Origin of the sequence: Paenarthrobacter sp. NPDC090517 (assembly GCF_044769165.1) — a bacterium.
Lineage (GTDB): Bacteria > Actinomycetota > Actinomycetes > Actinomycetales > Micrococcaceae > Arthrobacter.
Window position 1 is genome coordinate 676,789 of sequence record NZ_JBIVXN010000001.1, and the last position, 26,215, is coordinate 703,003.

At 60.4% G+C, this 26,215-nt stretch carries 26 protein-coding genes; 4 read left to right on the forward strand and 22 right to left on the reverse strand.

Features of this window, described 5'->3' with window-relative positions:
• The first annotated feature begins 130 nt into the window (after window positions 1–130).
• A complete protein-coding gene (locus tag ACIQTW_RS03140; RefSeq protein ID WP_402933602.1) occupies window positions 131–1,438 on the forward strand; it encodes an AI-2E family transporter in 1,308 nt (435 codons plus the stop codon).
• Between the two features lie 100 nt (window positions 1,439–1,538).
• Here the strand turns inward: ACIQTW_RS03140 and ACIQTW_RS03145 are convergent, their stop codons facing one another.
• Both ACIQTW_RS03145 and ACIQTW_RS03150 read right to left on the reverse strand, forming a co-directional pair.
• Entirely contained in the window at window positions 1,539–2,333 is a 795-nt protein-coding gene (locus ACIQTW_RS03145; RefSeq protein WP_402933604.1) for an alpha/beta hydrolase, read from the reverse strand.
• A gap of 19 nt (window positions 2,334–2,352) precedes the next feature.
• On the reverse strand, window positions 2,353–2,700 hold the full coding sequence (locus tag ACIQTW_RS03150; RefSeq protein WP_402933606.1) for an ATP/GTP-binding protein: 348 nt from the start codon (window positions 2,698–2,700) through the stop codon (window positions 2,353–2,355).
• Window positions 2,701–2,757: 57 nt separating this feature from the next.
• On the opposite strand from ACIQTW_RS03150, the gene nucS reads away from it, so the two are divergent.
• The 3 genes from nucS to ACIQTW_RS03165 all read left to right on the forward strand — a co-directional run bounded on the left by nucS (window position 2,758) and on the right by ACIQTW_RS03165 (window position 5,253).
• Window positions 2,758–3,453, forward strand: coding sequence for an endonuclease NucS (nucS, locus tag ACIQTW_RS03155; RefSeq protein ID WP_402933608.1), 696 nt, complete (start codon window positions 2,758–2,760; stop codon window positions 3,451–3,453).
• Between the two features lie 47 nt (window positions 3,454–3,500).
• Complete coding sequence (locus tag ACIQTW_RS03160) at window positions 3,501–4,748, forward strand: N-acetylglucosamine-6-phosphate deacetylase (protein ID WP_402933610.1); 1,248 nt, start codon at window positions 3,501–3,503, stop codon at window positions 4,746–4,748.
• 301 nt (window positions 4,749–5,049) lie between these two features.
• Window positions 5,050–5,253 carry a cold-shock protein gene (locus ACIQTW_RS03165; RefSeq protein ID WP_017199737.1) on the forward strand — a complete coding sequence of 68 codons (204 nt, stop codon included), beginning with the start codon at window positions 5,050–5,052 and terminating at the stop codon, window positions 5,251–5,253.
• A 178-nt stretch (window positions 5,254–5,431) separates the two neighbouring features.
• On the opposite strand, the gene ACIQTW_RS03170 is transcribed toward ACIQTW_RS03165, so the two are convergent.
• The 20 genes from ACIQTW_RS03170 to rho form a co-directional block, all read right to left on the reverse strand.
• The gene (locus ACIQTW_RS03170; RefSeq protein WP_402933612.1) at window positions 5,432–7,948 is read right to left on the reverse strand and encodes a phosphatidylglycerol lysyltransferase domain-containing protein; all 2,517 of its coding nucleotides are present in this window, start codon (window positions 7,946–7,948) and stop codon (window positions 5,432–5,434) included.
• Entirely contained in the window at window positions 7,930–9,228 is a 1,299-nt protein-coding gene (locus tag ACIQTW_RS03175; RefSeq protein WP_402933614.1) for an alpha/beta hydrolase-fold protein, read from the reverse strand. The genes ACIQTW_RS03170 and ACIQTW_RS03175 overlap by 19 nt, the downstream gene beginning before the upstream one ends.
• Window positions 9,229–9,233: 5 nt before the next feature.
• Entirely contained in the window at window positions 9,234–9,665 is a 432-nt protein-coding gene (locus ACIQTW_RS03180) for a DUF2550 domain-containing protein (RefSeq protein WP_402933616.1), read from the reverse strand.
• A gap of 10 nt (window positions 9,666–9,675) precedes the next feature.
• Complete coding sequence (locus ACIQTW_RS03185) at window positions 9,676–9,960, reverse strand: F0F1 ATP synthase subunit epsilon (RefSeq protein ID WP_014922172.1); 285 nt, start codon at window positions 9,958–9,960, stop codon at window positions 9,676–9,678.
• A gap of 1 nt (window position 9,961) precedes the next feature.
• On the reverse strand, window positions 9,962–11,413 hold the full coding sequence (atpD, locus tag ACIQTW_RS03190) for a F0F1 ATP synthase subunit beta (RefSeq protein ID WP_141282550.1): 1,452 nt from the start codon (window positions 11,411–11,413) through the stop codon (window positions 9,962–9,964).
• An 84-nt stretch (window positions 11,414–11,497) separates the two neighbouring features.
• Complete coding sequence (locus ACIQTW_RS03195; RefSeq protein WP_011775258.1) at window positions 11,498–12,388, reverse strand: F0F1 ATP synthase subunit gamma; 891 nt, start codon at window positions 12,386–12,388, stop codon at window positions 11,498–11,500.
• Window positions 12,389–12,464: 76 nt separating this feature from the next.
• On the reverse strand, window positions 12,465–14,102 hold the full coding sequence (gene atpA, locus ACIQTW_RS03200; RefSeq protein WP_026005655.1) for a F0F1 ATP synthase subunit alpha: 1,638 nt from the start codon (window positions 14,100–14,102) through the stop codon (window positions 12,465–12,467).
• A gap of 85 nt (window positions 14,103–14,187) precedes the next feature.
• Window positions 14,188–15,015, reverse strand: a complete 828-nt coding sequence (locus ACIQTW_RS03205; protein ID WP_017199731.1) for a F0F1 ATP synthase subunit delta — start codon at window positions 15,013–15,015, stop codon at window positions 14,188–14,190.
• Window positions 15,015–15,572, reverse strand: a complete 558-nt coding sequence (locus tag ACIQTW_RS03210; protein WP_017199730.1) for a F0F1 ATP synthase subunit B — start codon at window positions 15,570–15,572, stop codon at window positions 15,015–15,017. Before ACIQTW_RS03210 ends, ACIQTW_RS03205 begins: the two co-directional genes overlap by 1 nt.
• A gap of 55 nt (window positions 15,573–15,627) precedes the next feature.
• Window positions 15,628–15,831 carry an ATP synthase F0 subunit C gene (atpE, locus tag ACIQTW_RS03215; RefSeq protein WP_009356484.1) on the reverse strand — a complete coding sequence of 68 codons (204 nt, stop codon included), beginning with the start codon at window positions 15,829–15,831 and terminating at the stop codon, window positions 15,628–15,630.
• Window positions 15,832–15,908: 77 nt separating this feature from the next.
• The gene (atpB, locus tag ACIQTW_RS03220) at window positions 15,909–16,709 is read right to left on the reverse strand and encodes a F0F1 ATP synthase subunit A (RefSeq protein ID WP_017199729.1); all 801 of its coding nucleotides are present in this window, start codon (window positions 16,707–16,709) and stop codon (window positions 15,909–15,911) included.
• An 81-nt stretch (window positions 16,710–16,790) separates the two neighbouring features.
• Window positions 16,791–17,129, reverse strand: a complete 339-nt coding sequence (locus tag ACIQTW_RS03225; RefSeq protein ID WP_402933620.1) for a hypothetical protein — start codon at window positions 17,127–17,129, stop codon at window positions 16,791–16,793.
• Window positions 17,116–17,607, reverse strand: coding sequence for a hypothetical protein (locus ACIQTW_RS03230; protein ID WP_402933622.1), 492 nt, complete (start codon window positions 17,605–17,607; stop codon window positions 17,116–17,118). The genes ACIQTW_RS03225 and ACIQTW_RS03230 overlap by 14 nt, the downstream gene beginning before the upstream one ends.
• 119 nt (window positions 17,608–17,726) lie before the next feature.
• Complete coding sequence (locus ACIQTW_RS03235) at window positions 17,727–18,839, reverse strand: MraY family glycosyltransferase (protein WP_402936198.1); 1,113 nt, start codon at window positions 18,837–18,839, stop codon at window positions 17,727–17,729.
• Between the two features lie 280 nt (window positions 18,840–19,119).
• Window positions 19,120–20,076, reverse strand: coding sequence for a glycosyltransferase (locus ACIQTW_RS03240; protein WP_402933624.1), 957 nt, complete (start codon window positions 20,074–20,076; stop codon window positions 19,120–19,122).
• Complete coding sequence (locus ACIQTW_RS03245) at window positions 20,077–20,862, reverse strand: WecB/TagA/CpsF family glycosyltransferase (RefSeq protein ID WP_402933626.1); 786 nt, start codon at window positions 20,860–20,862, stop codon at window positions 20,077–20,079. It lies immediately after the preceding gene.
• A complete protein-coding gene (locus tag ACIQTW_RS03250; RefSeq protein ID WP_402933628.1) occupies window positions 20,859–21,665 on the reverse strand; it encodes an L-threonylcarbamoyladenylate synthase in 807 nt (268 codons plus the stop codon). Before ACIQTW_RS03250 ends, ACIQTW_RS03245 begins: the two co-directional genes overlap by 4 nt.
• Window positions 21,666–21,677: 12 nt before the next feature.
• Entirely contained in the window at window positions 21,678–22,550 is an 873-nt protein-coding gene (gene prmC, locus ACIQTW_RS03255; protein ID WP_402933631.1) for a peptide chain release factor N(5)-glutamine methyltransferase, read from the reverse strand.
• A 34-nt stretch (window positions 22,551–22,584) separates the two neighbouring features.
• Complete coding sequence (gene prfA, locus ACIQTW_RS03260; protein ID WP_014922181.1) at window positions 22,585–23,658, reverse strand: peptide chain release factor 1; 1,074 nt, start codon at window positions 23,656–23,658, stop codon at window positions 22,585–22,587.
• Between the two features lie 291 nt (window positions 23,659–23,949).
• Entirely contained in the window at window positions 23,950–26,061 is a 2,112-nt protein-coding gene (gene rho, locus ACIQTW_RS03265) for a transcription termination factor Rho (RefSeq protein ID WP_402933633.1), read from the reverse strand.
• Between the last annotated feature and the right edge of the window lie 154 nt (window positions 26,062–26,215).

The following is a 26,215-nucleotide window of genomic DNA, read 5'->3' on the forward strand; positions in this document are numbered from 1 at the left end:
CCGAAAAGCCTGCCACCGTGCCGCTCCGGCGCCATTCCGCGCTCCTGATAGTGTGGCGATGATCATGATATCCGGGCCTTCCAACGCCTAAGTCCACCCCTTACCACCACTGAAAAGGCAACTAAACCGCGTGAAAGACCACATGGAGCCCCGTCCCGCCGATGAGCCCGGGGCAAGTGCGGTGGATGCCCCCTCAGAGGGCACCTCCGCAACGGTGCCGGCTGCTGCGGTTCCGGTCCGCACCGGACGCCTTGCTGCTATCAGCCGCAGGCTCAGGCAACCCATCCCCGGTGCCCGGAACCGCGTACGTTTCGAGATGCCCCCGGAAGCTGAATCGGATGAAGGCCGCGAAGGCTTCCGCCCGGAGGACGACCACGGCTTCGGCGCCCCTGGCCCGCGGATGTCTTCCCAGCATCCTGTATATGTCGGATTCATGGGTACTGCAGGTGTCGGCATTGCCTTGGCCGTGTTCTATATCGCCAGCAACACCACCCAGCTCATCTTGTGGATCGTGGCGGCACTCTTCATCGCCCTCGGACTTGACCCCGTGGTCCGCTGGCTGGAAGGCCGCAAAGTGCCCCGGCCCGCCGGCATCCTCATATCCGTCTCAGCCCTTGTGCTCGCGGTGGCCGGATTCTTTGCAACGTTGATTCCCACCATCGTCGAACAGGTATCGGAAATCGTCCGACAAGCCCCGGACTGGATCCGCAGCTTCCTGGACTCGGACTTCTTCCGCAACGCAGACAGCCAGTTTGGCGTGCGTGACCGCATCACCACCGAACTGGACAAGTTTGTCAAGGATCCCGAAGCGATGGGCGGAATCTTCGGCGGTGTGGTCGGTTTCGGGTCCACGGTTGCCAACGGCCTGTTCGGTTCCCTGATCGTACTGGTCCTCAGCCTCTACTTCCTGGCAGCCCTGCCATCCATGAAGAAGTGGGCCTATCGCCTCGCTCCCCGGTCCCGCCGTCCACGTGTTGAGGCGCTTTCCGAAGCGATTACCGACTCCGTGGGCAACTACGTCATAGGCCAGGTTTGCGTTGCCCTGCTGAACGCCATTTTTGCCTTCATCCTGATGACCATCCTGGGCATCCCCTTCAGCGTCCTGCTTGCCTTCGTAGTTGCCCTGCTGGCGTTCATTCCCCTGGTAGGCGGCATGATCGCCGCTGTCGTGGTCATCCTGGTAGCACTCACCGCCGGCTGGCAGACAGCCGTGATCTACGCGATCGCCTACTTCGCCTACCTGCAGTTCGAGGCGTACTTCATCTCACCGCGCATCATGCAGCGTGCAGTAGCTGTACCGGGGGCCGTGGCGGTGATCTCGGTGATTGCGGGCGGCAGCCTGCTCGGCGTCCTTGGCGCACTGATCGCCATTCCGACAGCGGCAGCCATCATGTTGCTGATCAAGGAAGTATTCATCGTCCGCCAAGATCGGCACTGAGTACCCCGGCCCCATACAGGTATTTCATACAGAAAAGCCCCTAAAAACGACACGTTTTTAGGGGCTTTTCCGTACAGAAGCTTAGCGATTCGCGACCGGGTCAAGCACTCGCGACCGACCCCGCCCATTCGCGTGGCAGACCGTCCGCCCCGGCACCTGCCACAGTGACGTCGTCGACGATTTCATTCAAGACACGGGCCGCGTACTTCTCGCCCACCCAAAGGTGTTTTGCACCGTCGACGCCGACAAGCCGGGCCTGCGGTACAAGACTGAATCGCTGGGCTGCTTCAGCAGGCTGCAGGTAGTCGTCGTGTTCCGGCACCAGGACAGTCAACGGTTTCCCGGAGGCTGCCCATTCCTTGAGGTGCACATCCGTGGCGCGGTGCAAGGGCGGGGACAGCAGCACTGCACCTTCAATCTGCGCTGCCACGGGCTCCACTGCCCCGTACATGAGGGCGAGTTCGGTGCCGAAGGACCACCCGACGAGCCAGCGGTTCGGGAGTCCGCGTTCCACGGCGAAACGGACGGCAGCTTCAACGTCGTAGCGCTCACCAATGCCTTCCTCGAACTGACCATCGCTGGTACCGCGCGGTGATGCCGTGCCACGCGTGTTGAAGCGCAGGACTGCAACTCCCGCCAGCGCCGGCAGCCGGTAGGAGGCCTTGCGGTATACGTGGGAATCCATGAATCCGCCGTGGGTGGGCAGTGGGTGGAGCGTGATCAGCGTGGCGGTTATTTCCCCTGATGCGGGGAGTGCGAGCTCACCCAGCAACACCTTGCCGTCCTCGGTGGTGAACTCCACATTCTCCCGCAGGGCGGGGAGGACCGTGGAAGCACGAATTTCCGATGGCGCGTCCTGCGGGGTAAAAACGAACGAGGCGGGGTCGAAAGTCATGCAACCAAGCCTAAGGGAATCAGCGGTAGCGGTACGTCCGGGATGTCCAGCAGTTGGTATGCCAGTGCCTGCGTTCGGCCAGTCCCGCGGCTTGCCCGAAGAGATGGCTGTCCGACCACACCACCAAGTGGGCTATGCCCGGCAGGATCGCGGTGGAACAACCCGGGCAGATGTATTGCTTTTCCGCCTTCTTGGCCGTCATGGTCCGCACCATCCATTCGCCGTCCGGCGCACTCTCACGCCGCGCAACACCACCGCGTGCCCGCTCAAGGTCAAGCTCCGGCGTCGGTCCCGTCCATTTGCTGCCACCGGCGTTGCCGGAGCGTGTGCTGGACGCGTTGCGACGAGGACGGTTGGAGCGGGGCATGCTTCCATTCTGCCCCAGCAACCCTCTTGTAGATGGTGAGGCGGTAAGGTGGGGCGGGTGCGACTCGTCATAGCCCGTTGTTCTGTTGATTACGTTGGCCGCCTCAAGGCCCACCTTCCCCTAGCTACCCGGCTATTGCTGGTCAAAGCGGACGGTTCGGTGTTGGTGCATTCCGACGGCGGTTCCTACAAGCCGCTGAACTGGATGAGCCCCCCTGCGACCCTGCGGGTGACCACTCCGGAAGAAACCGAAGTGGAAGAAGGCGTGGTGGAACAGTGGACGGTTCAGTCCGCCAAAACAGATGATCGCCTCATCATCAACATCTATGAGCAGCTGCACGACACCTCGCACGAGCTCGGCACTGATCCCGGCCTGATCAAGGATGGCGTCGAAGCAGATCTCCAAAGGCTGCTGGCCGAGCAAATCGAGCTTCTGGGATCCGGATACTCCCTCATACGTCGCGAGTACTTCACAGCTATCGGCCCTGTGGACATCCTGGCCAGGGACGCGCACGGTGCCACCGTTGCCATTGAGTTGAAACGCCGTGGAGACATCGACGGTGTCGAACAGCTCACGCGCTACCTCGAACTACTCAACCGTGACCCCCTGTTGGCCCCCGTGAGGGGAATTTTCGCTGCACAACAAATCAAGCCGCAAGCAAAGGTACTGGCCAACGACCGCGGAATCGATTGCGTCACGCTGGATTATGATGCCATGCGCGGTGTGGATGACAGCGAGTCGCGGCTCTTCTGAGTTTTCCCCTTCGGGAGACTGTGCCGCAGCCCACTAGAATCAGAATCATGACTGTTGCATCCGGTTTCACCTCTTCCTCCGCTCCGAGCCATCAGATCATCCGAGGAACGCTTGTCAGTGACGGGGAGGTAGTGGAAGACGGCCTGGTTGCCGTCGACGGGGACAGAATTGCCTACGCGGGACCGGCCAAAGGCTTCGATCCCGAAGATTTCGAGGGTTTCCAGAGTGCAATCCGCTTAGGGATCCCCAGCGGCAGCTACCTTTTCCCTGGACTCGTGGATGTTCACTGCCATGGTGGCAACGGCGGCGATTTCCCTGGCGGCGAAGAAAACTCGGCGCGCAGGGCAGTGGAATTCCTGCATCGCTCAGGAACCACCACTTTCCTTGCAAGCATGGTCACCGCTCCCCGGGCAGATCTCCTTCGAGGCATCGAGCTGTACGTCAAGCTAGTGGACGAAGGCCTCGTGGCCGGCATCCACCTTGAAGGCCCCTTCCTTTCCCATGCCCGTTGCGGGGCCCAGAATCCGGACTACCTGCTGGAACCCGACCTGGAACTCATGGACGAACTGGTGGGCGCCGCGGCCGGCAAGCTCGCCACCATGACTTACGCCCCTGAGCTTCCGGGCGCAGCTGCCTTGGTGGACTTGATGACTTCCCATGGAGTCACCCCCTCCTTGGGTCACACAGACTGCGACGACGCCACGGCCGCCGCTTCCTTGGCTGCGGCCCGCGAGGGACTCGAGTCAGCAGGATTCGACGGCGTAAGCTCGCTCCCCACGGTCACACACCTTTTCAATGGGATGCCACCCCTGCATCACCGCGCTCCTGGTCCCGTTGCGGCATGCCTACGCATGGCCCAGGAAGGGAAGGCAGTTGTTGAACTCATTGCTGACGGAACGCATTTGGACCCCAGCACCGTGGCCACCGTTTTCCAGTTGGTGGGAGCGGGCAACATCGTGCTGGTAACGGATTCCATGGCTGCGGCAGGACTGTCCGATGGCAACTACATGCTTGGCCCGTCGCCGGTCACTGTCAGCGACGGCGTGGCCACACTGGATGCCACCGGCTCCATTGCCGGGGGCACCTCCACGCTCCTGGAAGTCGTCAGCAAAACCGTGGCAGCCGGCGTCGCGCTTCCCGACGCAATTTGCTCGGCGACGGCGGTCCCGGCAGCTGTCTTGGGACTTTCTGACGAAATAGGCGGGCTCCGACGGGGACTGCGGGCCGATGTCGTCGTAACAAACGAGGATCTGGAACTGACAGGCGTAATGCGCAATGGCCAGTGGTTGTCTTAGTTGAACGACTGCCTTGCCAGTAAGGAAAAGGACCTTGGTGAATTGCAGAAGCCGACGTTACCTTCTTTTTACCGAAAATTTTCCTGAATTGCCCAAAACACCGTTGACCTCCGGCAGAGCTCATGAAAGTGTTGTAGCAGTCTTTGTGTAGGTGGTTTTCATGCTCGCAAGACCAGTTGCGAGCGTGAAGCTCCTGCGAATCAACCAAGCCCCGGCTTGTGCGATATTCAGGGTCTTCTCGCGGAGTAACAAACCCGGTACGAGGTGTATCGGACTGATGTTCCACAATGAGGAGAAATACATGGCACTGGGAACCGTCAAGTGGTTCAACGCCGAAAAGGGCTTCGGCTTCATCACCCCGGATGACGCGGACGGGGACGTTTTCGTTCACTACTCCGAGATCCAGACCGGTGGCTTCAAGACCCTCGACGAGAACCAGCGCGTTCAGTTCGAGATCGGTCAGGGAGCCAAGGGCCCTCAGGCAACCGGCGTTACGGTCGTCTAGTCTTACCCGTTGATCTCTGCTTGTTGCAGAGACAACAAACACGTTGACCCTGGCTTTCGAGCCGGGGTCAACGTGTCTTAACCCGAAGAATGCCCGCCGCAATAAATGGCTTCTCAACAAGAAGTGTTACTAACCATGCAGAAATACCAAAAGGGTCCTTCGGATAAGTGTTGACAATTCAACCAACCAAGCTCCGGAGCAGCCTCGCGGAATGCCGGACTGACAATCCCGGAAGATAGGCCCTGCTGAGCGCTCGCCCAATTGCAGGAAGATGCAGCGGGTCTTGGTAGTACATGTACAACGTTCTGTACTCGGGCTGGAACCTCGACTTAAAGGACGCCAACGACCTGAATCCATAAACAGGTTCCAAAGCGTGCCCCACCACCTCCAGTAGTCCTGCCAAGCCTTTGGCCCGTTGCTCAATTTCGCCCTTCTCCCGGGCTAAAGGCGAACCGGACAAGGAAATCAGCTCCACCGAATCCCGCAGGTGCAAAACGGCTGAAGCGATCAGGAACTCCATGACCCCCGGGAAAGCGTCGCCCCGCCGCCGCATGAAGTCCAGTGTCCAACTGACAATTACACCGTCCTCATAGACGGGAAGCCAACTGGTGACACCATAGACAAGACCCTTGTCGTCCAAAGCGACGCAGCACAGGACGTCGTCGTCATTCAACTCATCCAGGCCACCCATGGTGAAGCCCATTTCCGGGATCTTCTTCTGGGCTGCCCATTCTTCGGAAACCTCACTCACTTGGGCACGCACCCCATGAGGGAGTTCGGAGTATCGGCCCCACCTCGCCGTGACCCCCATCTTTGCGGCACGGTTGAGGGATGTCCTGACGTTTTGCCATTCCTTGCCCTTGAACTCCAGACCCCTGATCCGCAGGCGTGTCTCCTGGGCAACAGACACCCGGCGGAAGCCGCGCGATTGCAGCATGGGCCAGAGTTCGTCCGTGCAGGAGTACAGGCATGGCGTTAGCGCATGCTGCGAGCAGTACTCCAGGAAACCTTTGGCGGTTGCTGCGTGGTACTGCCGGGCTCCGAAGGGACCGGCCAGAGTCAACGCCACGTGGCTGTGCTGCTGGTAGGCCACTCCCCCGGTGCCCTCGGGAGTGAACCAGTACTTATTTGGTTCCCAAAGGGCCATCCATGACAGTGAATCTCCGCCCTGCTTCACCAAGGAGCGTGCGCCCTGGCGCGCCAGTCGGTCAAGTCCACCCGTGTGATGTCCGCGTATCAGCAACACCCAAACGCCGATCAAGGCAACGAGCCAAAACAGCGTGCCGGAGTAGGAAAAGAGGAAAACTTCCAGCACATCACGCTCCGCAAAGACCTTGCGGTAGACGCCGGGAAGCGGGACGGGGAGATACTGTCGGGCGAGCTCGGCCACCAAACCCAGCAAGCCGCCGTCGCGAATCAATCCACCGGAAGCCAGCCACACCGCTGTGTACGCAAGGCTGAGCCCTCCCCCAGTCAAGCCGACCACCCAGAACACCTTTCGGCGAAGGCGGTCAGAGGTTACCACCCGGAAGTGGCCCCGATACGCGAACAGGAGAAGCGCCAAAGCCAAAGGGACCAGCACAAGCGGAATGATGTGAACCACAGCCGAGTTGAGCATCCCCACATGTGGGCGTCCTGCCGGCCGCGGCAAACCGGCAAAAAGGCCAAGGTAGATGGTGGACAAGACGACCACCACCAACTGCACGCCGATGGCAATTCCCAAAGCGAGCCGGCGTCCGCGCCTCATGCCGTCGGCGCAAATCAACAGCAGGGCAACCGGCACGACTGCCAAGGCCAAGCCGAATGGTCCTGTATAGCCCTGGCGTGCTATCTCGAGGCAAGCGACGTCAATGGTGCCCCCGCAGTTGCTTTCCAGTTGGCTTAGGGTTGGCAACGGATTGAGGATGACGTCCCGCAACAGGGCCAACGGCCCCGATGGACTCTTGGCTGCCGCGGTCACGATGGGCCCCACGGCGAAAATCGCCATGGTCAATGACAGGAGGTTCCGGACTTCACGGCTGGTAGACCTATGAAGGTGGAGATGGCCTTGGCTGCTTTGCATCCACCAACCAGCGAGCAAGCCAATCAGAGCGCCCAGGAAACCAACAACTGTCTCCGCATGTCCTACGTAGAGCACCAGCAACAGGGAAATGGAAAGCACCACTGTGCGCAGGCGACGCTGCCATAACGTGGGCAGGAACGCACTCGCGGCCAAAGCCGTAGCAAGTACCGCACCGTAAGGTCCGATCAGGCGGGTGTCGGCCATCTCTGAAAGCCACCCGTCATCGACGTACTGCGCTACCTGGGTCACCAAGAGGAAGGCCGATATACAGCCGAACTGGCTGCCGAAGAACACTCCAGCCGTTTTGAGGGAGCCCAACTTCCGCTCTGCCAGTCCGAGCAGGAACAAAATCATGAGGATGGCGGTGGCATAGGCCAACGGATTGGTGGTAAAGAACAGCGACGTCCAGATGGACCACCATTCCCCCGACCGCAACCCGTCCAGCGATACGCTGGCCACCGCAAGCCACCACCGGGATGGCCCAACCAGGAGGCTCCCGGAGACCAAGGACAGGCCCACAAAAACGGCGAGCACGAGCAGAGTGAACGGCGTTGACCGCAAATGCCGGCGCGCCTCCCTCAGCGCAGGCTCCGCCACACCTTTGAGGGTAAGGCTCACCGAGGCAACCCCCACCGGGCGGCCAGGAAGTCCAGTCCACCCGGCATTCCACGAATCACTGCATCCCAGGAGTGCCCGGCCTGAGGAATGGAATGTTCTTCGGTTTCAAAACCAGCGTTCCGTGCCGCCTCAGCAAGCTCATGCATGTAGTCAGTGAACTCCTGGTCAGCTTCACCTGAAACCAGAAACACCCCGCTGCCGGCAAAGTCGCGTTGCTGCATCAACACCAGAGGTGTCCGGGATTCGAAGGCTTCAACGTCCCCGTCGAACGAATCAGAAATGGTCTTGCTTCGATCCTTGGCCAGGGCTGGTTCCCTTTCTGCAGCGAAAGGCAGAATAGATGCAAAGAGATCCGGGTGCAGGGTTCCCATTTGCATGGCACACGTGCCGCCAAAGGAGAAACCGCCCACAGCCCACTGCTTGTGATCCTTGGAGACGTCCAACGTCTCAGTGATCCACGCTGGCACATCCTGTGAAAGGTAGGTGTCCACGGAGGCGATGTTGCTGTCCATGCACATGGTGTTGGCGTTGGCTGATCCGTTGGGGTCCACCACCACCGTGACGGGAGCGATCCCGTGGTGTGTTTCAGCGAATTGGTCCAAGAGGGAACGCAGTTGGCCGCCAGTCAGCCAGTCTGCAGGACCGCCCGGCTGGCCTGCGAAGAGGACAAGGACAGGCAAGCTGGGACGCGATGCCGTCTGATAGGCAGGTGGCAAATAAACGTACGCTTCCCGTGCGTTGAAACCGGAGACCGCACCGGGAATGTCTGCTTTCCGCAGGACACCGCTGCGGGGCATGGAATCCGGGGCTTTCCACACAGAGGGGGCCGGACCGGGCATCGCATCCGGCGCGCGTTTGAGGCTCGGTTCCAGTGGCTGTATGCGCGCCACCGCAGTACCCAGCAGGTCCGAGACCGTGTTATTCAGCCCGAAATAGAGATTAATCTGCACCACGCATAAAAGCACAACGCCGAGCATCGCCACCACGCTGAACGAGCGGCCGCGCCAGGAGTTGCGGGGGAAGCGCGCAGCGCACAGGATAAGGGCTGCGACAGCGGGGACCGCCCAGGCCACAGTCTGAAAGGGAAGGTTCTCCGAGAACGTGGCCATAAGATCCACCAGGATCCAGTGAATCAGCGCCACCACGCCTACGGCCACCAGCAGACTGCCCGCGACGAGCAGCGGCCAGGAACGTCGTCGACGCCATAGAAGGTAGGCCCCACCGGCCGCGCCACAGGCGATGCTCAACCAGAGGAACGGCCCATCAACCAGACTGACGTCCGAAAAAAACTCCATGGCGCCTAACGCCAGGTTCCGACGCCGATAACGGGCCCTGCTTCAAGCCAGGACGACAATCCCGCGTAGGCATCAAAATTCATGGCGAGCATGAACTTCCTGCCCTCATACTGCAGTTCAACCACAACCACGCCAGGCTGAATCCTGACGAGTTCTTCTTCCGTGGGCTGGCGGCGGCCCAGCAGTTCAAGTGAGCTGCGTGTGAACCTGTGCTTGGGGATGACGCTTAGGGACATCAAGCGGAACCACTCAAGCTCATTGTCCTGATAACGACAAACCCCCATCTGCCAGCTGTTTCCAGCCATGCAAATGGAGGCGTCGACCGTGCCCAAGGCGCGCCGCAGATTGAAGCGGCGCACCCCAAAAAGGCACAGTGAAATGATCAGCAACGTAAACGCTGTTGCCAGGGCGATGAACGGAATAAGGGAATCGTCCATCAAGGTCGTGCTATCGGATCCCCGCTGTAGCCGCTTCGCCCAATTTGGCGTTGTCAGCAACAATGACCACGCGATCGTTGTCGACGGAGAAGAATCCGCCGTCAACAACTACTGCAATGCGATCACCGGAAACCGGCTGGATTGCCAGCTCGCCCGCGGCCATGATGGCCAGAAGGGGCGAGTGGCCCGGCAGGATTCCGATTTCACCATCACTGGTGCGGGCCTTCACCATCTTGGCCGCACCTGACCACACGAAGTGGTCCGCTGCGACAATCTCAACCTCGAGCTCAGCCATACTACTTGGTCTGTTCCTGGATCTTGGCCCACTGACGCTCGACGTCATCCAGGCCGCCGACGTTGAAGAACGCCTGCTCTGCGATGTGGTCCAGCTCGCCGTCACAGATGGCCGTGAAGCCTTCAACAGTGTCCTTGATGGACACGGTGGAGCCCTCGACACCGGTGAACTGCTTGGCGGTGTAGGTGTTCTGGGAGAGGAACTGCTGGATACGACGTGCACGCGACACGACGATCTTGTCCTCTTCAGACAGTTCGTCAACACCGAGGATGGCGATGATGTCCTGGAGTTCCTTGTTCTTCTGCAGGATCTGCTTAACACGAACAGCCGTGTTGTAGTGATCCTTGCCGATGTACTGGGGATCCAGGATACGGGACGTGGACGTCAGCGGGTCAACGGCCGGGTACAAACCACGGGAGGCGATTTCACGGGAAAGTTCCGTGGTCGCGTCGAGGTGTGCGAAGGTCGTTGCCGGAGCCGGGTCCGTGTAGTCATCTGCAGGCACGTAGATTGCCTGCATCGACGTGATGGAGTGACCCTTGGTGGACGTGATGCGCTCCTGGAGCAGACCCATCTCGTCGGCAAGGTTAGGCTGGTAGCCCACAGCGGACGGCATACGGCCGAGCAGCGTGGAAACTTCCGAACCTGCCTGCGTGAAGCGGAAGATGTTGTCGATGAAGAGCAACACGTCCTGGTTCTGAACATCGCGGAAGTACTCCGCCATGGTCAGGGCAGACAGTGCCACGCGGAGACGCGTTCCCGGCGGCTCATCCATCTGGCCGAATACAAGGGCGGTGTCCTTGAGAACGCCTGCCTCTTCCATTTCGACCCAGAGGTCGTTACCTTCACGGGTACGCTCGCCAACACCGGCGAATACGGAAGTACCACCGAAGTTGCGGGCAACACGGGTGATCATTTCCTGGATCAGAACGGTCTTGCCAACGCCGGCGCCGCCGAACAGGCCGATCTTTCCACCCTTGATGTAGGGGGTGAGAAGGTCGATGACCTTGATGCCGGTCTCGAGCATCTCCGTGGAGCCCTCGAGGGAAGCGAAGGACGGAGCCTTGCGGTGGATCGGCCAGTAGGCGTCAGCCTTGATCTCGGACTCTTCGACGTCCAGCGGCTTGCCGAGAACGTTGAAGATGTGGCCCTTGACGCCGTCGCCGACGGGCACGGAGATGGGAGCGCCGGAGTCCTGCACGGTAGTACCGCGGACCAAGCCGTCGGTTGCCTGCAGGGAGATGGCGCGAACGAGGTTGTCACCCAAGTGCTGGGAGGTCTCGAACGTGATGGTTTTCGTCTGGCCGTTGAGAGTGATCTCAGTGGTCAGAGCGTTGTAAATCGAGGGGATTGCGTCAGCCGGGAATTCGACGTCGACAACCGGACCAATAACACGGGCAATGCGGCCGGTAGCACCGGCCGTAGCTACGTGTTCGGTAGCAGTGGCAGTCATCTCTCTCACTTCACTCAGTAGATGGCGTGGATTTAAGTTTATCTGTTTGGTGCAGGTGCGGCTTCGAGCCGAATCCGTTGGAGGCTAGGACGCGAGGGCGTCTGCGCCGGCCACGATTTCGGAAAGCTCCTGCGTAATCTCGGCCTGGCGGGCCGTGTTGCGAAGGCGCGTGTACTTCTTGATCAAGTCGGTAGCGTTGTCACCGGCCGACTTCATAGCGCGCTGACGGGCTGCGAGCTCGGAAGCTGCGGCCTGCAGCATGGCTGCGAAGATGCGGGACTCGATGTAACGCGGCAGCAGTGCGTCAAGCACCTGCTCTGTTTCCGGCTCAAACTCGTACAACGGCAACAGCTCGGATTCCGAGGCTGCTTCCTCTTCGACGACCTCCAACGGGAGCAAACGGATAACCGTCGGCTCCTGCGTCACCATGGACTTGAAGCGGGTGTAAACAACGTGGATCTCGTCCACGCCACCCTCTTCGAAGTCAGTGGAGAAGTCTTCAAGAAGTGCAGCTCCGACTTCCTGCGCGGTTTCGAATTCCGGTGCGTCCGTGCCACCAGTCCATACGCGGGCGTAGGACCGGTTGCGGAAATCGAAGTACGCCTGCGCCTTGCGGCCAACCAGGTACGCCTTGACTTCCTTGCCTTCTGCGTGAAGAAGCTCGGTGAGACCTTCAGCCTGCTTGAGCACACTAGCGGAGTAGGATCCTGCAAGGCCGCGGTCCGATGTAATGATCAGGACTGCGGCGCGGCGGATCTGCTCCGGCTCGGTGGTCAGCGGGTGGTCGATTTCGCTCTGAGTTGCGACAGCAGAAACGGCGCGGGTAATCGCGTTCGCGTAAGGCAGTGAAGCTGCTACGCGGGCGCGGGCCTTACCGATGCGCGAGGTAGCGATCAGTTCCATCGCCTTGAAGATCTTGCGCATCGACGTCGTCGAGCTGATCTTCTGACGGTAGACCCGAATCTGGGCTCCCATACTTATCCTTTCCTATGTTCCCGATGTGCTGTCCTGCCGGAGCCCTTGCGGACCCCGGCAGGACAGGTAATCGGAACTAGCGCTTCTGCTTGACGATCTTTTCCTGGTCGACGTCGCCGCCGGAGATCGCTGCGTGCTCTTCGTGGCCGGCGCCAACCAAGTGGTTGTCGCCTTCACCGAAGAAGCCCTTCTTGAAGGACACAATTGCTTCCTTCAGAGCTGCAGCGGTGTCGTCATCCAGGACGTTGGTCTGCGCCAGCGTGGTCAGGATGGAGGACTGGTGCTTGAGGTGCTCCAGGAACTCGGACTCGAAGCGGCTGATGTCTTCAACCGGAACATCGTCCAGGTAGCCGTTGGTGCCGGCCCAGATGGAAACAACCTGGTTCTCGACCGGGAACGGTGAGTACTGGCCCTGCTTCAGCAGTTCCATCAGGCGTGCACCACGGGTCAGCTGCTGACGGGAAGCAGCATCCAGGTCAGAGGCAAACATGGCGAATGCCTGCATATCGCGGTACTGGGCCAGGTCCAGCTTCAAGGTACCGGAGACCTTCTTCATGGACTTGACCTGTGCAGCTCCACCAACGCGGGAGACGGACACGCCAACGTCAACAGCAGGACGCTGGTTGGCGTTGAAGAGGTCCGACTGAAGGAAGATCTGGCCATCGGTAATGGAGATCACGTTGGTCGGGATGTAGGCAGAGACGTCGTTTGCCTTGGTCTCGACGATCGGAAGACCGGTCATCGAGCCGGCACCGAGCTCGTCGGAGAGCTTGGCACAACGCTCCAGCAGGCGGGAGTGCAAGTAGAAAACGTCGCCCGGGTATGCTTCGCGTCCCGGCGGACGGCGCAGCAGCAGAGACACGGCGCGGTAAGCTTCGGCCTGCTTGGACAGGTCATCGAAGATCACCAGAACGTGCTTGCCGCCGTACATCCAGTGCTGGCCAATGGCCGAACCTGCATACGGTGCCAAGTACTTGAAGCCGGCGGGGTCAGATGCCGGGGACGCCACGATGGTGGTGTACTCCAGAGCGCCGTGATCCTCGAGGGTCTGACGGACGGCTGCGATGGTGGAAGCCTTCTGGCCGACACCAACGTAGACGCAACGTACCTGCTTGGTGACATCTCCCGAAGCCCAGTTGGCCTTCTGGTTGATAATGGTGTCCACAGCGATGGCAGTCTTGCCGGTCTGGCGGTCACCAATGATCAGCTGACGCTGGCCACGGCCGATCGGGATCATGGCGTCGATAGCCTTGAGGCCGGTCTGCATCGGTTCGTGAACCGACTTGCGTTCGGTAACGCCCGGAGCCTGAAGTTCCAGTGCACGGGTGGCTTCGGCCTTGATCTCGCCGAGGTCATCGATGGGCTGGCCCAGGGGGTCGACAACGCGACCCAGGAAGGCATCGCCAACCGGAACGGACAGGATTTCACCGGTACGGTGAACTTCCTGGCCTTCTTCAATACCGGTGAAGTCACCGAGGATAATGACACCGATCTCGCGGACGTCAAGGTTCTGGGCCAGGCCCAGCGTGCCATCTTCGAAGCGAAGCAGCTCGTTCGCCATGACCGAGGGAAGACCCTCAACACGGGCGATGCCGTCACTTGCGGTGGTCACACGACCAACCTCTACGCGCTCTGCGTTACCGGGTTCGTAGGACGCCGCGAACTCGTTCAACGCATTACGGACGTCGTCGGCGTTGATGGTCAATTCGGCCATCTGCAGTCCCTGCTCTCCTGTTTTCGTGATCATCGTTGCTCACGATGACCGGGTTTTATATCAGTTAAGTTGTGCTTTGTCTTCGCTAGCCAGCGAGCTGGCGGCGGAGTTCGGACAGACGGGCGATGACCGAAGCGTCCAACACTTCGTCACCCACCTGGACGCGAATTCCACCGATCAGTGCGGGGTCAACATTGACGTTGACCTTCAGTTCGCGGCCGTACAGGGCATCAAGCCCGGCCTGCAGACGACTGGCCTGCGTTTCCGTCAACGGACGGGTAACGCTGACAGTTGCAATCCAGCGCTGCTGGCGCTTGGCTGCAAGCTTGGCGAATGACTCGACGAGCTTGCTCGGCTTGACACCGCGTGGCTGCGTAACTGCCTGGCGGATGAGAACCTTTGCTTCCTCGCTGCTGCCAGGAACAAGCTTCTCGGCCAGTGCAATCTTCGCCGCAGGTGATGCCTGCGGTTCAGACAGAGCACGTTGTACTTCGTGGCTGGAGGCGACGGCCTGGTTGAAGGCAAACAGATCGTTTTCCAGCTCTTCCAGCCCCGTGATACCGGAGGCAGAAACGGCCGACTTGTTTTCAGCTACGGCAATGACAACCGTGGCGGCAAGCGTCTCGAGTGCATCGCCGATATCGCGGGCCGATGCCCAGCGCGAGCTGGCCAATCCGCCTGCAATCTCAGCAGCATCAGCGGAGACTTTTCCGCCAACCAGCTGCTTGACCAGCGCCGACTTCTCGTCACCGGAACGGGACGGGTCAGTCAGGGCGCGGCGCAAGCCAGCCGAGCTGTCCACCGTTCCCAGGATTCCGAAGAGGTCCTTAGCCAACTGCAGCGAGGCGAAGGGAAGCTTGGCTTCCAGCTGCGCCAGCGCTGTGGTCAGCGATTCGCTCGATATACCTGCCATTACTTAGCTGCACCTGCGCTCTGGGTCTCCAGATCTGCAAGGAAGCGGTCCACAACACGTGCGGCGCGCTGGTCGTCGGTGAGTGCTTCCCCAACGATGCGGCCAGCCAGCGTAGTGGCCAAAGTGCCCACCTCGGAACGAAGCGAGACAACAGCTGCCTGGCGCTCCGATTCGATGGCAGCGTGTGCCTGCTCAGTGATGCGTGCAGACTCTGCTGCAGCCTTCGCCTTCAGGTCCGCGAGGATCTGGGCGCCTTCGGCGCGTGCTTCTTCACGGATTCGGTTGGCTTCGGCACGGGCATCAGTGAGCTGCTGCTTGTACTCTTCGAGAGCAGCAGAAGCTTCTGCCTGTGCCGCTTCGGCCTTTGCAATGCCACCTTCAATTGCTTCGGCGCGCTCTGCGAAGGTCTTCTCGAACATCGGAACAATGAACTTGATCACGATGTACAGGAGGACCGCAAAGCCGACGAGGACGACGCCCATTTCCCAAACATTGGGAACGAGAGGGTTAGCGGCCTCTTCGCCTTCAGTGGCGGCTGAGATGATCAGCTGATTCATATTTCACCCGTCCTATCTACTCGGTTGCGGAATTCGCTTGTTCTGAATCCGAAGACTAGAGAACGAACGCGAAGACGAGACCGAGGATGGCGAGAGCTTCGGTCAGTGCCAGACCAAGGAACGCGATCGGCTGCAGCACACGCTGAGCTTCCGGCTGACGAGCAACACCGTTGATGTAAGCCGCGAACACGAGACCCACACCGATACCACCGCCGATTGCGGACAGACCGTAACCTACGAGGTTGAGATTGCCTTCCATTTTTTTCCTTTCAAGATGCCACCCATGTGGCAGGTTGTTTGGTTTACTTCAATCCCCACAAGGGGAAGTTTGGGAGCCTAGTGGCTGTCGGCGTGCAGCGCGCCTTCGATGTAGATCGCGGTCAACAAAGTGAACACATAAGCCTGCAGGGCCATGATCAATGCTTCGAGCATGTACATGGCAATCGCCCCAACCAGGACCAGGACCGAGGTGCCCTTCAAAAGGACGTTCTCCTGCATGACCAGGTACTCGATACCGGAACCGGCAAGCATGACGATCAAGTGACCGGCCAGCATGGTTGCGAACAGACGGAGGCTGTGCGTGACCGGGCGGACCAGGAAGTTGGAGATGATCTCGATCGGTACGACGATCGGGAGGATGTACCAAGGAACACCGGAAGGAACGGTGGCGAGCTTGAAGTACTTCAGGCCGTTCTTCTTGATACCGATGATGATCCACGTGAAGTACACGATGCCGGCCAGCACGTAGGCACCGCCAACGTGCGAGAAGCTCGGGAGCTGGATCACCGGGATGGCGCCGTAGATGTTGTTCACCAAGATAAAGAAGAACAGGCTGAACAACAGCGGGACGTACTTGATGAAGTCCTTGCCGCCGATGATGTCCTTGGCGATGCTGTTGCGGACGAAGCCATAGGCCATCTCGCCTGCAAACTGCAGTTTGCCGGGAACCAGCTGCTGCTTACGTGCAGCGAGGATGAAGAATGTAGCGATAATGACGACCGAAAGGATCACCAGCAGCATCTGCTTGGAGAATCCGTCGTGTGCACCCCAAGGCAGGATTGCCGGCAGGTGCATTTCGTCGATTCCGGGTGGGGTGAATGACCCCGAATCCTGGGCGGGGAGCGCAAGCGCGATCAACGCGTTTCCTCTCTGCTGTGTCCATCATTGGGCATTGGTTGGAATCCGAACGCGTTGGACGCATTCACAATCCATGTGAAATTATTTGGCATTACTGTCCCCGTCCGTGGACGGACCGCTGTCTGCGTTGCTCTCGCCAGAAGGATTGGAGCTTTGCCTGGTGAGGCCGTGCATATGGGAAAGATAGAACCCTCCTGCGGCTCCCAGCAGAGCGCCAAGGAGCACAATCCAGCGGGTCCCCCACAGATTATCCAGACCCCAGCCTATCAAACTCCAGACAATGATCCCGCCAATGATGTAGCTGAAGACAGCGATGCCGGCGTTGTATCCGCCGTCGTTTCCCGCTTCGGCAGATTCATTGTGGTTGGCAGCTTTCCGGGCATTGGCAACCGGGCGTGAATAACGCTTACGCGGAGACATCCGGGCCACCCTTCGGTTCTGCGGGATCGTTGTAGATCTGGAGACGGGCCTTGCTGAAAGCGTAGATCTCCGCGGCCTGCCAGAAGACGACTGAAACAACCGCCCCAATGAGGAACCACCGGCCTTGGAGCCAGTCCGGTTTACCTAGTACAAACAGCACTACGGCGAATCCGATGACTTTGATGAAGTAAGTCGCAACAAAGAGTCCGATTGCACCTGAAGGATTGTTCCGGCCAACAAAGTGGCCGATCAGGAGACTGATGCCAAAGAAGAGCATCACCAGCATGGCACCGAGAGCGGTGGAGAGCGCACTCTGCCCGCCGGCCACGAGAGCAGCGATGACGCATGTGACGGCCGTGGCCGCAAGTGCAGAAAGGACGCTGAAATAAAGCAGCCGTAGCCAGAGCTTGGTGGTCTCACCGGAAACTCCAACACCACGTTTACCGGACGGGCGTCCGGTTTCGGCGTTGGATGTCATGGGGATACCAATCCTCGTGGCACAGGTGCCATATTCTCAAAGTGGGGTTACGGGCGAGTGACTGTCCGCAGAAAGAATTCTACATGAGATAGAACTGTGACCATAACCGGCCGTCACAACTACTCCCCCGGCCGCGTCGAGTTCCGGGTGAAGTAAGGCCATGCCGTCACCGCGGCCATAACGAGCGCTGCGGCTATGACCACGATGAGCACAATTTGCCATGGGAACACAGCAAAGGCGACGCCGCCGAAGGCAAGAATGCACGTCCACACATAAAGCATGACGACGGCGCTGCGGTGCGAGTATCCGAGGTCCACCAACTTGTGGTGGAGGTGCCCGCGGTCAGCCGACCAAGGCGACTGGCCCCTGGCTGTCCTGCGGACAACGGCCATTCCCAAGTCAAGAAGGGGAAGGGACAGCACCGCGAAGGGCAACAAGATGGGAACGATGGTGGGGATACCGTTGGCGCGGTCGTAGAGACCGGAGCCGATCTGCCCAGTGGCCACGACGCCGGCGGAGGCCATCAGCAAACCAATAAGCATGGCTCCTGAGTCGCCCATGAAGATCTTTGCCGGAAACCAGTTGTGTGGCAGGAATCCGATGCAGCTCCCCACGAGGATGGCCATCAGGAGTGTTGCGAGGTCTGAGTTGTCAGTGGATGGATTGTTCCTGTGAACCCAATAGGCGGTGAGGAAAAACGCTCCCCCACCAATGATGGCTACTCCTGCTGCCAGACCGTCCAGTCCGTCAATGAAGTTGACGGCATTCATGGTGGTGACGATGAGCCCGGCGGTGAGCACAATCTGCACGACTTCGGACTCGAGGAAAATCGGTTCGGGTATAAAGGGCACCACAGACATCCGCACACCCCAGATAGCCACGATGAAGGCGGCTGCGGCTTGGCCCAGGAGCTTGATCCACCAGCGGATGTCCAGGATGTCGTCCGCGACCCCCACCGCGACAATGACAACGGCACCAGCGAGGATCCCCCAAGGGGCATCGTTGTGCCTGAAGATGTCCTTGACGAAGAAGGAATTGCTCGCAACCACCAACGCAGCGAAGAAGCCCACAAAGATGCCCAGTCCCCCGAGTTTGGAGATCAGGGCTGAATGCATGTCGCGGCTTCGGATGGGCTGGTACAAGCGCAGCTTGTTTCCCAGGACCCGTGCACCCCATGTCCCGGTGTACGAAACCACGGCCGCCGTAAGGGCCATCAGCATGTACATGATCATGACGCGGCCCCGGACAGCAGTCTGCACACCACACGGGAAGAATGGATCATCGAATGCAGCCGGCGGGTTCGATTGCCGTCGGGTTGTGGGCAGCTCAAGGTGTGGAATTCTGTCTTTGGATAAATGGAACTACTCCGTCGCCATGCCTGCACCGGCTGTGCCGAATGTTGCGGGATTTCTGTGGACTCTAGTCACGATACTAATGCCAACGGTCGTGACCACCCTGTGATGCAGCCGCCAAGCCCCACCGTGTTTTGCTGGGACTCACGCTGCGCAGCTGCTACCTGGCAGGCTCTTGGACGTTGCGCAAAACGTAGATCCCTTCGAGCACCTGCGCGTTGGAGCGCGGAGCTTTCAGGCTGTGGCGCAGGCCCTTCAAAAGCCCTGCCAACAGCACTCTACGATTTGGAGAGGCGGCGATCGTGCGGGTCCAGTTACGCAGCGAAGCACCGGTGAACAGGATCTTTTCCCACGGCGCCAAGGCGTTCGACCGGGTATAAACCCAGAGCTTGTTACGCACTTCATAGTAGAAGCGCGGGCCTGGATCCGCTCCCGCATCACCAAAAACCTTCGTATGGTGGTTAGCCACCGATGCGTTGGTAGTCAAGGCGATCCCGCGGCGGGAAATCCTCGCGGTGTATTCGAGGTCATCGTTCCAGATGAAGTAGTCCGCAATCGGCAGGCCATGCTGTTTGATTTCTTCAGCACGTATCAGCACTGACACGAAGGAAGCACTACGGATCTGGGTGGCACCCAGACGCGCAGCAACGCTGCGTTCGTCCTCGCTCGCTCCCATCCGCGGCCGCATACGGTTCATTGGGTGATCGCGGCCATCAGTCCATACAACGCGGCTTGCGACGAAGGCCGGGGCCTCGCCCGTTTCCTGCTGGTAGGCCTCTGAGACGTCCAATGCTTCATGAAGGGCATTCGGCTGCGGTTCCGTGTCGTCGTCCATGATCCAGACGTTGTCCGCAGCGTGGTCCAGTACGGCCCGTTCCATACCGACGACGAACCCGCCGGCACCGCCCACGTTCGTGTTCAATGTGACCACATCAGTGGTCACCGGGCTTTGGTACTGCTGGAGGAACTCTGCGGTTCCGTCGGTGGAGGCGTTGTCAACGATGACCACGGCGTCCGGTACCCGGGTACCTGCAACAATGCCCTCCAGGGTTGTCTGGAGGAGTTCACGCCGGTTATAGGTCACTACGACAGCGACCACGACAGAGTGGGACGTCATTTACTTGCCTTTGGTCTTGGATGGTTGGAAACGGCGCCGGATCAGCAGGCCTGCCAGCTTCCAAGGTTCAACGAAAACTCTGTAGGCCACACGGCCCGGGTGAAGGACCAGCCGCCAGGCCCATTCGAGCCCTAAGCGTCCGAGCCAACGTGGTGCCAATTTTTGGATCCCCGCGACCTGTTCAATGGCACCACCGACGGCGCAATAGAGAGCAGGCGGCAACTGTGCGAGCCGGCGGTGCAGGACCGTTTCCTGCAGCGGCATCCCAAGTCCGAGCAGGACCAGTTGCGGACGGAAATCCGTCAGCCAGTTCACCACCGCATCCTCGAGGGTGCTGTCCCATCCCTCACCCGGCATTCCATCCACCGCTGCACCGGGGATGATGGTGCGCAGCCGGGCGACTGCCTTGGTATTGGCGGTCCGTCCGGCACCGACTACGGCGACACGTTTCAGGTCGTTGACCTTTCCCAGCTCCGGGATCCAATCCATGGAACCGAGCCGGTAGGCCATGGTTCCCTCACCCTGCGCCTGGAGCTGACGCTTGTGGGCGAGCCCCCAGAGCATTGCAGCGGGAGCACCGTCCAGTAAGACGATCGAGCTGTCCTCGTACAGAGAGCGGACATCCGGGCGCGAATGAAGCAGCGTGATGCTGTGAAGATTATGTCCAAGCACGGTGGCGGTTGTTCCGGCCGCGATGAGTCCGCCCATCGCTTCAATAAGCTCATCGACGCGCATCGGAGTGGCGTCGACGTCAAAGACGGGGACGCGTTGGTGCTCCGGAATCATTCGGTTTTGGCTTCGCTTGGGGCCTCTGGCTTCACTGATTCCTGGGATGAATCTTCGACGCCGGCCGTTTCCGTTACTTCGATCGGCGCATCATCCGCTGTTACGGTCGCGTCCTCCGCAGCAGGCGCATCCGCAGGAATGGTTTCACCGATGCCCAGAATCGAGGGAACGATCTCGCGGAGTCGTTCCAGCTCGATGGCTCCCTGGCGCACTACGCGGAACGGGTTGGAAGTGGCATCAACAATCGTGGAGGGCAGGGCAGCCGTTCCCTTGACGGGACGGAAACCACCCTCGAGGTAGACCTCTACGGACTCTGCCAGTTGGAGCCGTGCTTCCGAGGCCGTCTGTGCTGCTTCCTGGCCCGTCCGGTTGGCGGAGGAAACGGCCAATGGACCCGTGAGCCCCAGGAGTTCCAAGGCGATCTGGTCATCGGGCATCCTAAGGGCGACGGTGCCCTTGGTTTCGCCGAGGTCCCAATCCAAGGACGGCTGGGCATGCAGGATCAGGGTCAGGCCGCCAGGCCAAAAGGCCTGTGCCAGCGCCCGGGCATCGGCCGGGACGTCGGTGGCCAGCCCGTCCAGGGCATTGATCCGGGGGATCAGGACCGGAGGGGGCATCTGCCGGCTGCGCCCCTTGGAGGCCAGCAACATTGTCACGGCCAAAGGTGAAAAGGCATCAGCGGCAATGCCGTAGACGGTGTCCGTTGGCATCACGATGCACTTCTTTTCGCTGATGGCGCGCTGGGCATGCTGAAGCCCCTCAGTCCGCTGGTCGTCGGAAGTGCAGTTATAGGTTGTGGTCACAGCGCTATTCTTTCACTCATCGGGAGACGGGCTTGCCAGGACAGCGCTGGTGGCACGTTCCTTGCCGTTCAGGTCATAGTGCGTGGTGATGTCTTTCCAACGCCCCGTTCGTTGCAGCATGCCGGCGATCCACGCTGCTTGGACTTCCGCATGTTCCATCACGAAGTAGCCACCGGGTTTGAGGAGCCGTACCGCTGAGGCTGCTGCCGCCGTCGGAAGTTCCATGCCGTCCGCTCCCCCGCCATAAAGTGCCTCCGGCGGATCGTGGAGGGCGACTTCCGGCTCTGTCGGGATCGCTTCGGCGGGAATGTACGGCGGGTTGGATACGACGACGTCGAAAGTTCCGTTGTGCTCCGGGAGGGCATCCCGCAAATCGCCTTCAATGAGTATGACGCCCAGGGGTTCGAGGTTCCTGGCGGCCCAAGCATGCGCAAACGTACTGTATTCCACGGCATGGACCTCAGCGCCTGGAACCTCATGGGCGATGGAACCGGCAATAGCACCGGACCCTGTTCCGAGGTCCACCACCTTGGGTTTCGGCATTCCAGCGAGGTGGTCAATAACCAATTGAACTACCGATTCCGTTTCAGGACGTGGAATGAAAACGCCCGGCCCCACCCGCAACGCCAGGTGACGGAAATAAGCGACGCCGGTGATGTGCTGCAGGGGGACCCGTCCAGCGCGTTCCTCTACTAGCTCCCCGTAGCCGTCGGGAGCTGGTGCGTCGCCGAGCATCATGGCGCGCAAGCGGCCTAGGCCGACACCCAGCAAGTGCTCGGCAAGCAACTCTGCGTCGACACGCGGGCTGGGCACACCGGCGTCGGATAAGACGGCAGTAGCCTCGCGAACAGCGTCCGCGAGGCTCTGGCCTTGGTAAAACGTCATTGATGAACTCTGCTGTGGTTATTGTTCGGCAGCGCTATTCGCCGATGGCGTCCAGGCGTGCCTGCTCGTCAGCTTCAATGGCTGACTGGATCACGGGTTCAAGATCGCCGTTCATGACGGCATCGAGGTTGTAAGCCTTGTAGCCGGTGCGGTGGTCCGCAATACGGTTTTCCGGGAAGTTGTACGTGCGGATGCGCTCCGAACGGTCCATGGTGCGGATCTGCGACTTGCGCTGTTCGGAGTTGGCGGCGTCGATCTGTTCCTGCTGGTGGGCCAGAAGGCGCGCGCGGAGAACGCGCATACCGGCTTCACGGTTCTGGAGCTGCGACTTTTCGTTCTGCATGGCCACGACGATGCCCGTAGGCAGGTGGGTAATGCGCACGGCAGAGTCGGTGGTGTTCACGGACTGGCCACCCGGACCGGATGAACGGTAAACATCGATCTTGAGATCGTTCTGGTTGATCTCAAGTTCTTCGGGCTCATCAACTTCGGGGAGCACCAGCACGCCTGCAGCGGACGTGTGGATGCGGCCCTGCGACTCAGTGACAGGAACCCGCTGGACGCGGTGCACGCCGCCTTCAAATTTCAAGCGGGCAAATACGCCCTGTGCGGGGTCGTTCGAATTGCCCTTAATGGCCACGGCAACGTCTTTGTATCCGCCAAGATCGGATTCGGTGGCGGAGATCATTTCAGTCTTCCACCCCCGCGACTCGGCATAACGCATGTACATACGCAGAAGATCGCCAGCGAACAATGCAGCTTCGTCGCCGCCTTCGCCGCCCTTGACTTCAAGGATCACGTTGCGGGCATCGTCCGGATCACGGGGGATCAACAAACGGCGCAGCCGCTCCTGTGCCGCAGGAATCTGTTCCTCCAGCTGCACAACTTCTGCAGCGAATTCCGGATCCTCGTCCGCCATCTCTTTGGCCGCTTCCAAGTCATCATTGAGACCGCGCCATTTGTTGTACGCCTCCACGATGCCTTGAAGCTGCGCAGACCGACGCCCCAACTTCCTGGCAGCAGACTGATCGGCATAAACGGCAGGATCACTCAACTGTGCCTGAATAGCAGCATGCTCATCCAGCAATCCCTGTACGGACTCAAACATTTTCAAACCTCTTTCGACTCGCAGACAAGTCTAGTTGTGACGATTGGTGTCTTGACGACCAACCGCTCAAATAAGCCGGCCAGCGAAGGCGACGGTAACGCCCAAGGTGACCTGACCGCCGTCGAGTAATTTGCCGGCCCGCGACAGGCGAGCCGAAAACGGAACGAGCCGCTGATTCTGCTGCCCCGGGAGTGGCTTCGGGCCTGCCGGAGCGTGGTGGCCAAGTCCGTAAGGACCTGGCCACCACGCGTAGGGGCGGGGGGCAGCAGAATCAGCGGCTCAGTAAAGCAGCTATTTGTCGTTGTCCGACTTCGCTCCGAGCGTGGTCTTCTGAACCTGCATGAGGAACTCGACGTTGCTCTGCGTCTCCCGGATCTTGTTGGTCAGCAGCTCAAGGCTCTGCTGCTGCTCCAGGCCCGAAAGGACGCGGCGCAGCTTCCACATGATCTTGACTTCTTCAGGCGAGAGCAGGTTCTCTTCGCGGCGCGTACCGGACGCGTTGACGTCCACAGCCGGGAAGATGCGCTTGTCTGCCAACTGCCGGGACAGGCGGAGTTCCATGTTGCCGGTGCCCTTGAACTCTTCGAAGATGACTTCGTCCATCTTGGAGCCGGTCTCGACGAGCGCGGTTGCAAGGATGGTGAGCGAGCCACCGTTTTCGATGTTGCGGGCTGCACCGAAGAAACGCTTGGGCGGGTACAGCGCTGCGGAGTCCACACCACCGGACAGGATGCGGCCTGAGGCCGGTGCTGCCAGGTTGTAGGCGCGGCCCAGGCGGGTCATGGAGTCCAGGAGGACCACCACGTCCATGCCCATTTCCACGAGGCGCTTTGCACGTTCAATGGAGAGCTCGGCAACCGTGGTGTGGTCGTCTGCGGGACGGTCGAAGGTGGAGGCGATGACCTCACCCTTGACGGTGCGCTGCATGTCCGTAACTTCTTCGGGGCGTTCGTCAACCAGCACCATCATGAGGTGAACCTCAGGGTTGTTGGTGGTGATTGCGTTCGCGATGGACTGCAGGATAAGCGTCTTGCCGGCCTTCGGCGGGGAGACGATCAGGCCGCGCTGGCCCTTGCCGATCGGGGCCACGAGGTCGATGACACGCGGACCGATCTTTTTAGGGTCCGTTTCGAGGCGCAGGCGCTCGGACGGGTACAGCGGTACGAGCTTGGCGAACTCGACACGATCCTTGAGTTCTTCCGGTGTCTTGCCGTTGACAGAGGTGACGCGGACGAGCGCGTTGAACTTCTGGCGTGCAGACTGCTGGCTGCGGTCTTCACCGTCGCGGGGTGCACGGATGGCGCCGACGACGGCGTCGCCCTTGCGGAGGTTGTACTTCTTGACCTGTGCCAGGGAAACGTAGACGTCGTTTGCACCGGGGAGGTATCCGGAGGTCCGGATGAATGCGTAGTTCTCCAGAACGTCCAGGATGCCGGCCACAGGAAGAAGGACGTCGTCCTCGGTAACCTCGACGTCGTCAACGTCCGGTCCCTGCGCGCGGCCACGGCGGCGCTCGTTGCGGTCGCGGAAGCGGTCGCTGCGGGTGTTTCCATCACGGCTGTCCTGACCGCCACGGCGGTCGCTCCGGTCGTTCTGCTCGTTGCGGTCACGACGGTTGCGGCGATTGCGGCGATTGCCGGTGTCGTCGCCGTCGTTGTTGTCTTCACGGCGTCCGCGGGTGTTTTCGCGGCGTTCGCGCTGCTGGTCGCCCGAGTCAGACTGTTCGCGCTGCTCACGCTGTTCCGTGCGGTCAGCACGCTGCTCACGCTGTTCCGTGCGGTCAGCACGCTGCTCACGCTGTTCCGTGCGGTCAGCACGCTGCTCGGCTGCTGGTGCTTCTGCTGCTTCGGCAGGTGCCGCGGCAGCTTCGCCGCGGCGGCGGTTACGGGTACGCGGCTGGCGACGCTCAGTAGCGGCCTCGCCGGTCTCGACGGCTGCCGGAGCTTCGACAACCGGTGCGACTGCGGTCTCAGCAGGCGCAGCAGCGGCTTCAGCGGCTGCTACTACTCCATCGCTGGTAGCGCGACGGCTGCGGCCACGACCACGACCGCGGGGCGCTTCCTGGGCTGGTGCCTCGGCAGCTGCATCAGCAGGTGCGCTGCTTTCAGGAGCGGCCTTCGGCTCTGCAGCCCGGGCTTCCTTGGCCGCAGTTGCTTTTGCCGTACTGGCCTTGGCGGGAGCCTTGGTAGTGGAGGTGCCGGCACGGTGGGCGGAGATGGCCGTGACCAAATCCCCCTTGCGCATACGGGATCCCCCGGAAATGCCCAGCTGGCTCGCGAGAGCCTGAAGCTGGGCGAGCTTAAGGCCTGCGAGGCCGCTGCTCTTGGTGGTTGCTGCAGTTGACGAATCAGCAGCAGAAGATGTTGTGTCCACAGCTGAAGCCAGCTCAGTGGTTTCTGTCACGAAGGATCCTTCCCCCTCGACGGCGTCCAGAGCGAGAGCTGGACGCGATGATTTGTTCTGGGCTGCAGTTCAGATCTGCAGCCGGTGATTTGGGCCGTGCCTGATGGATTGTGGCCAACAGGGCCGGATACTGATCGTCATCACTGGATCCAGT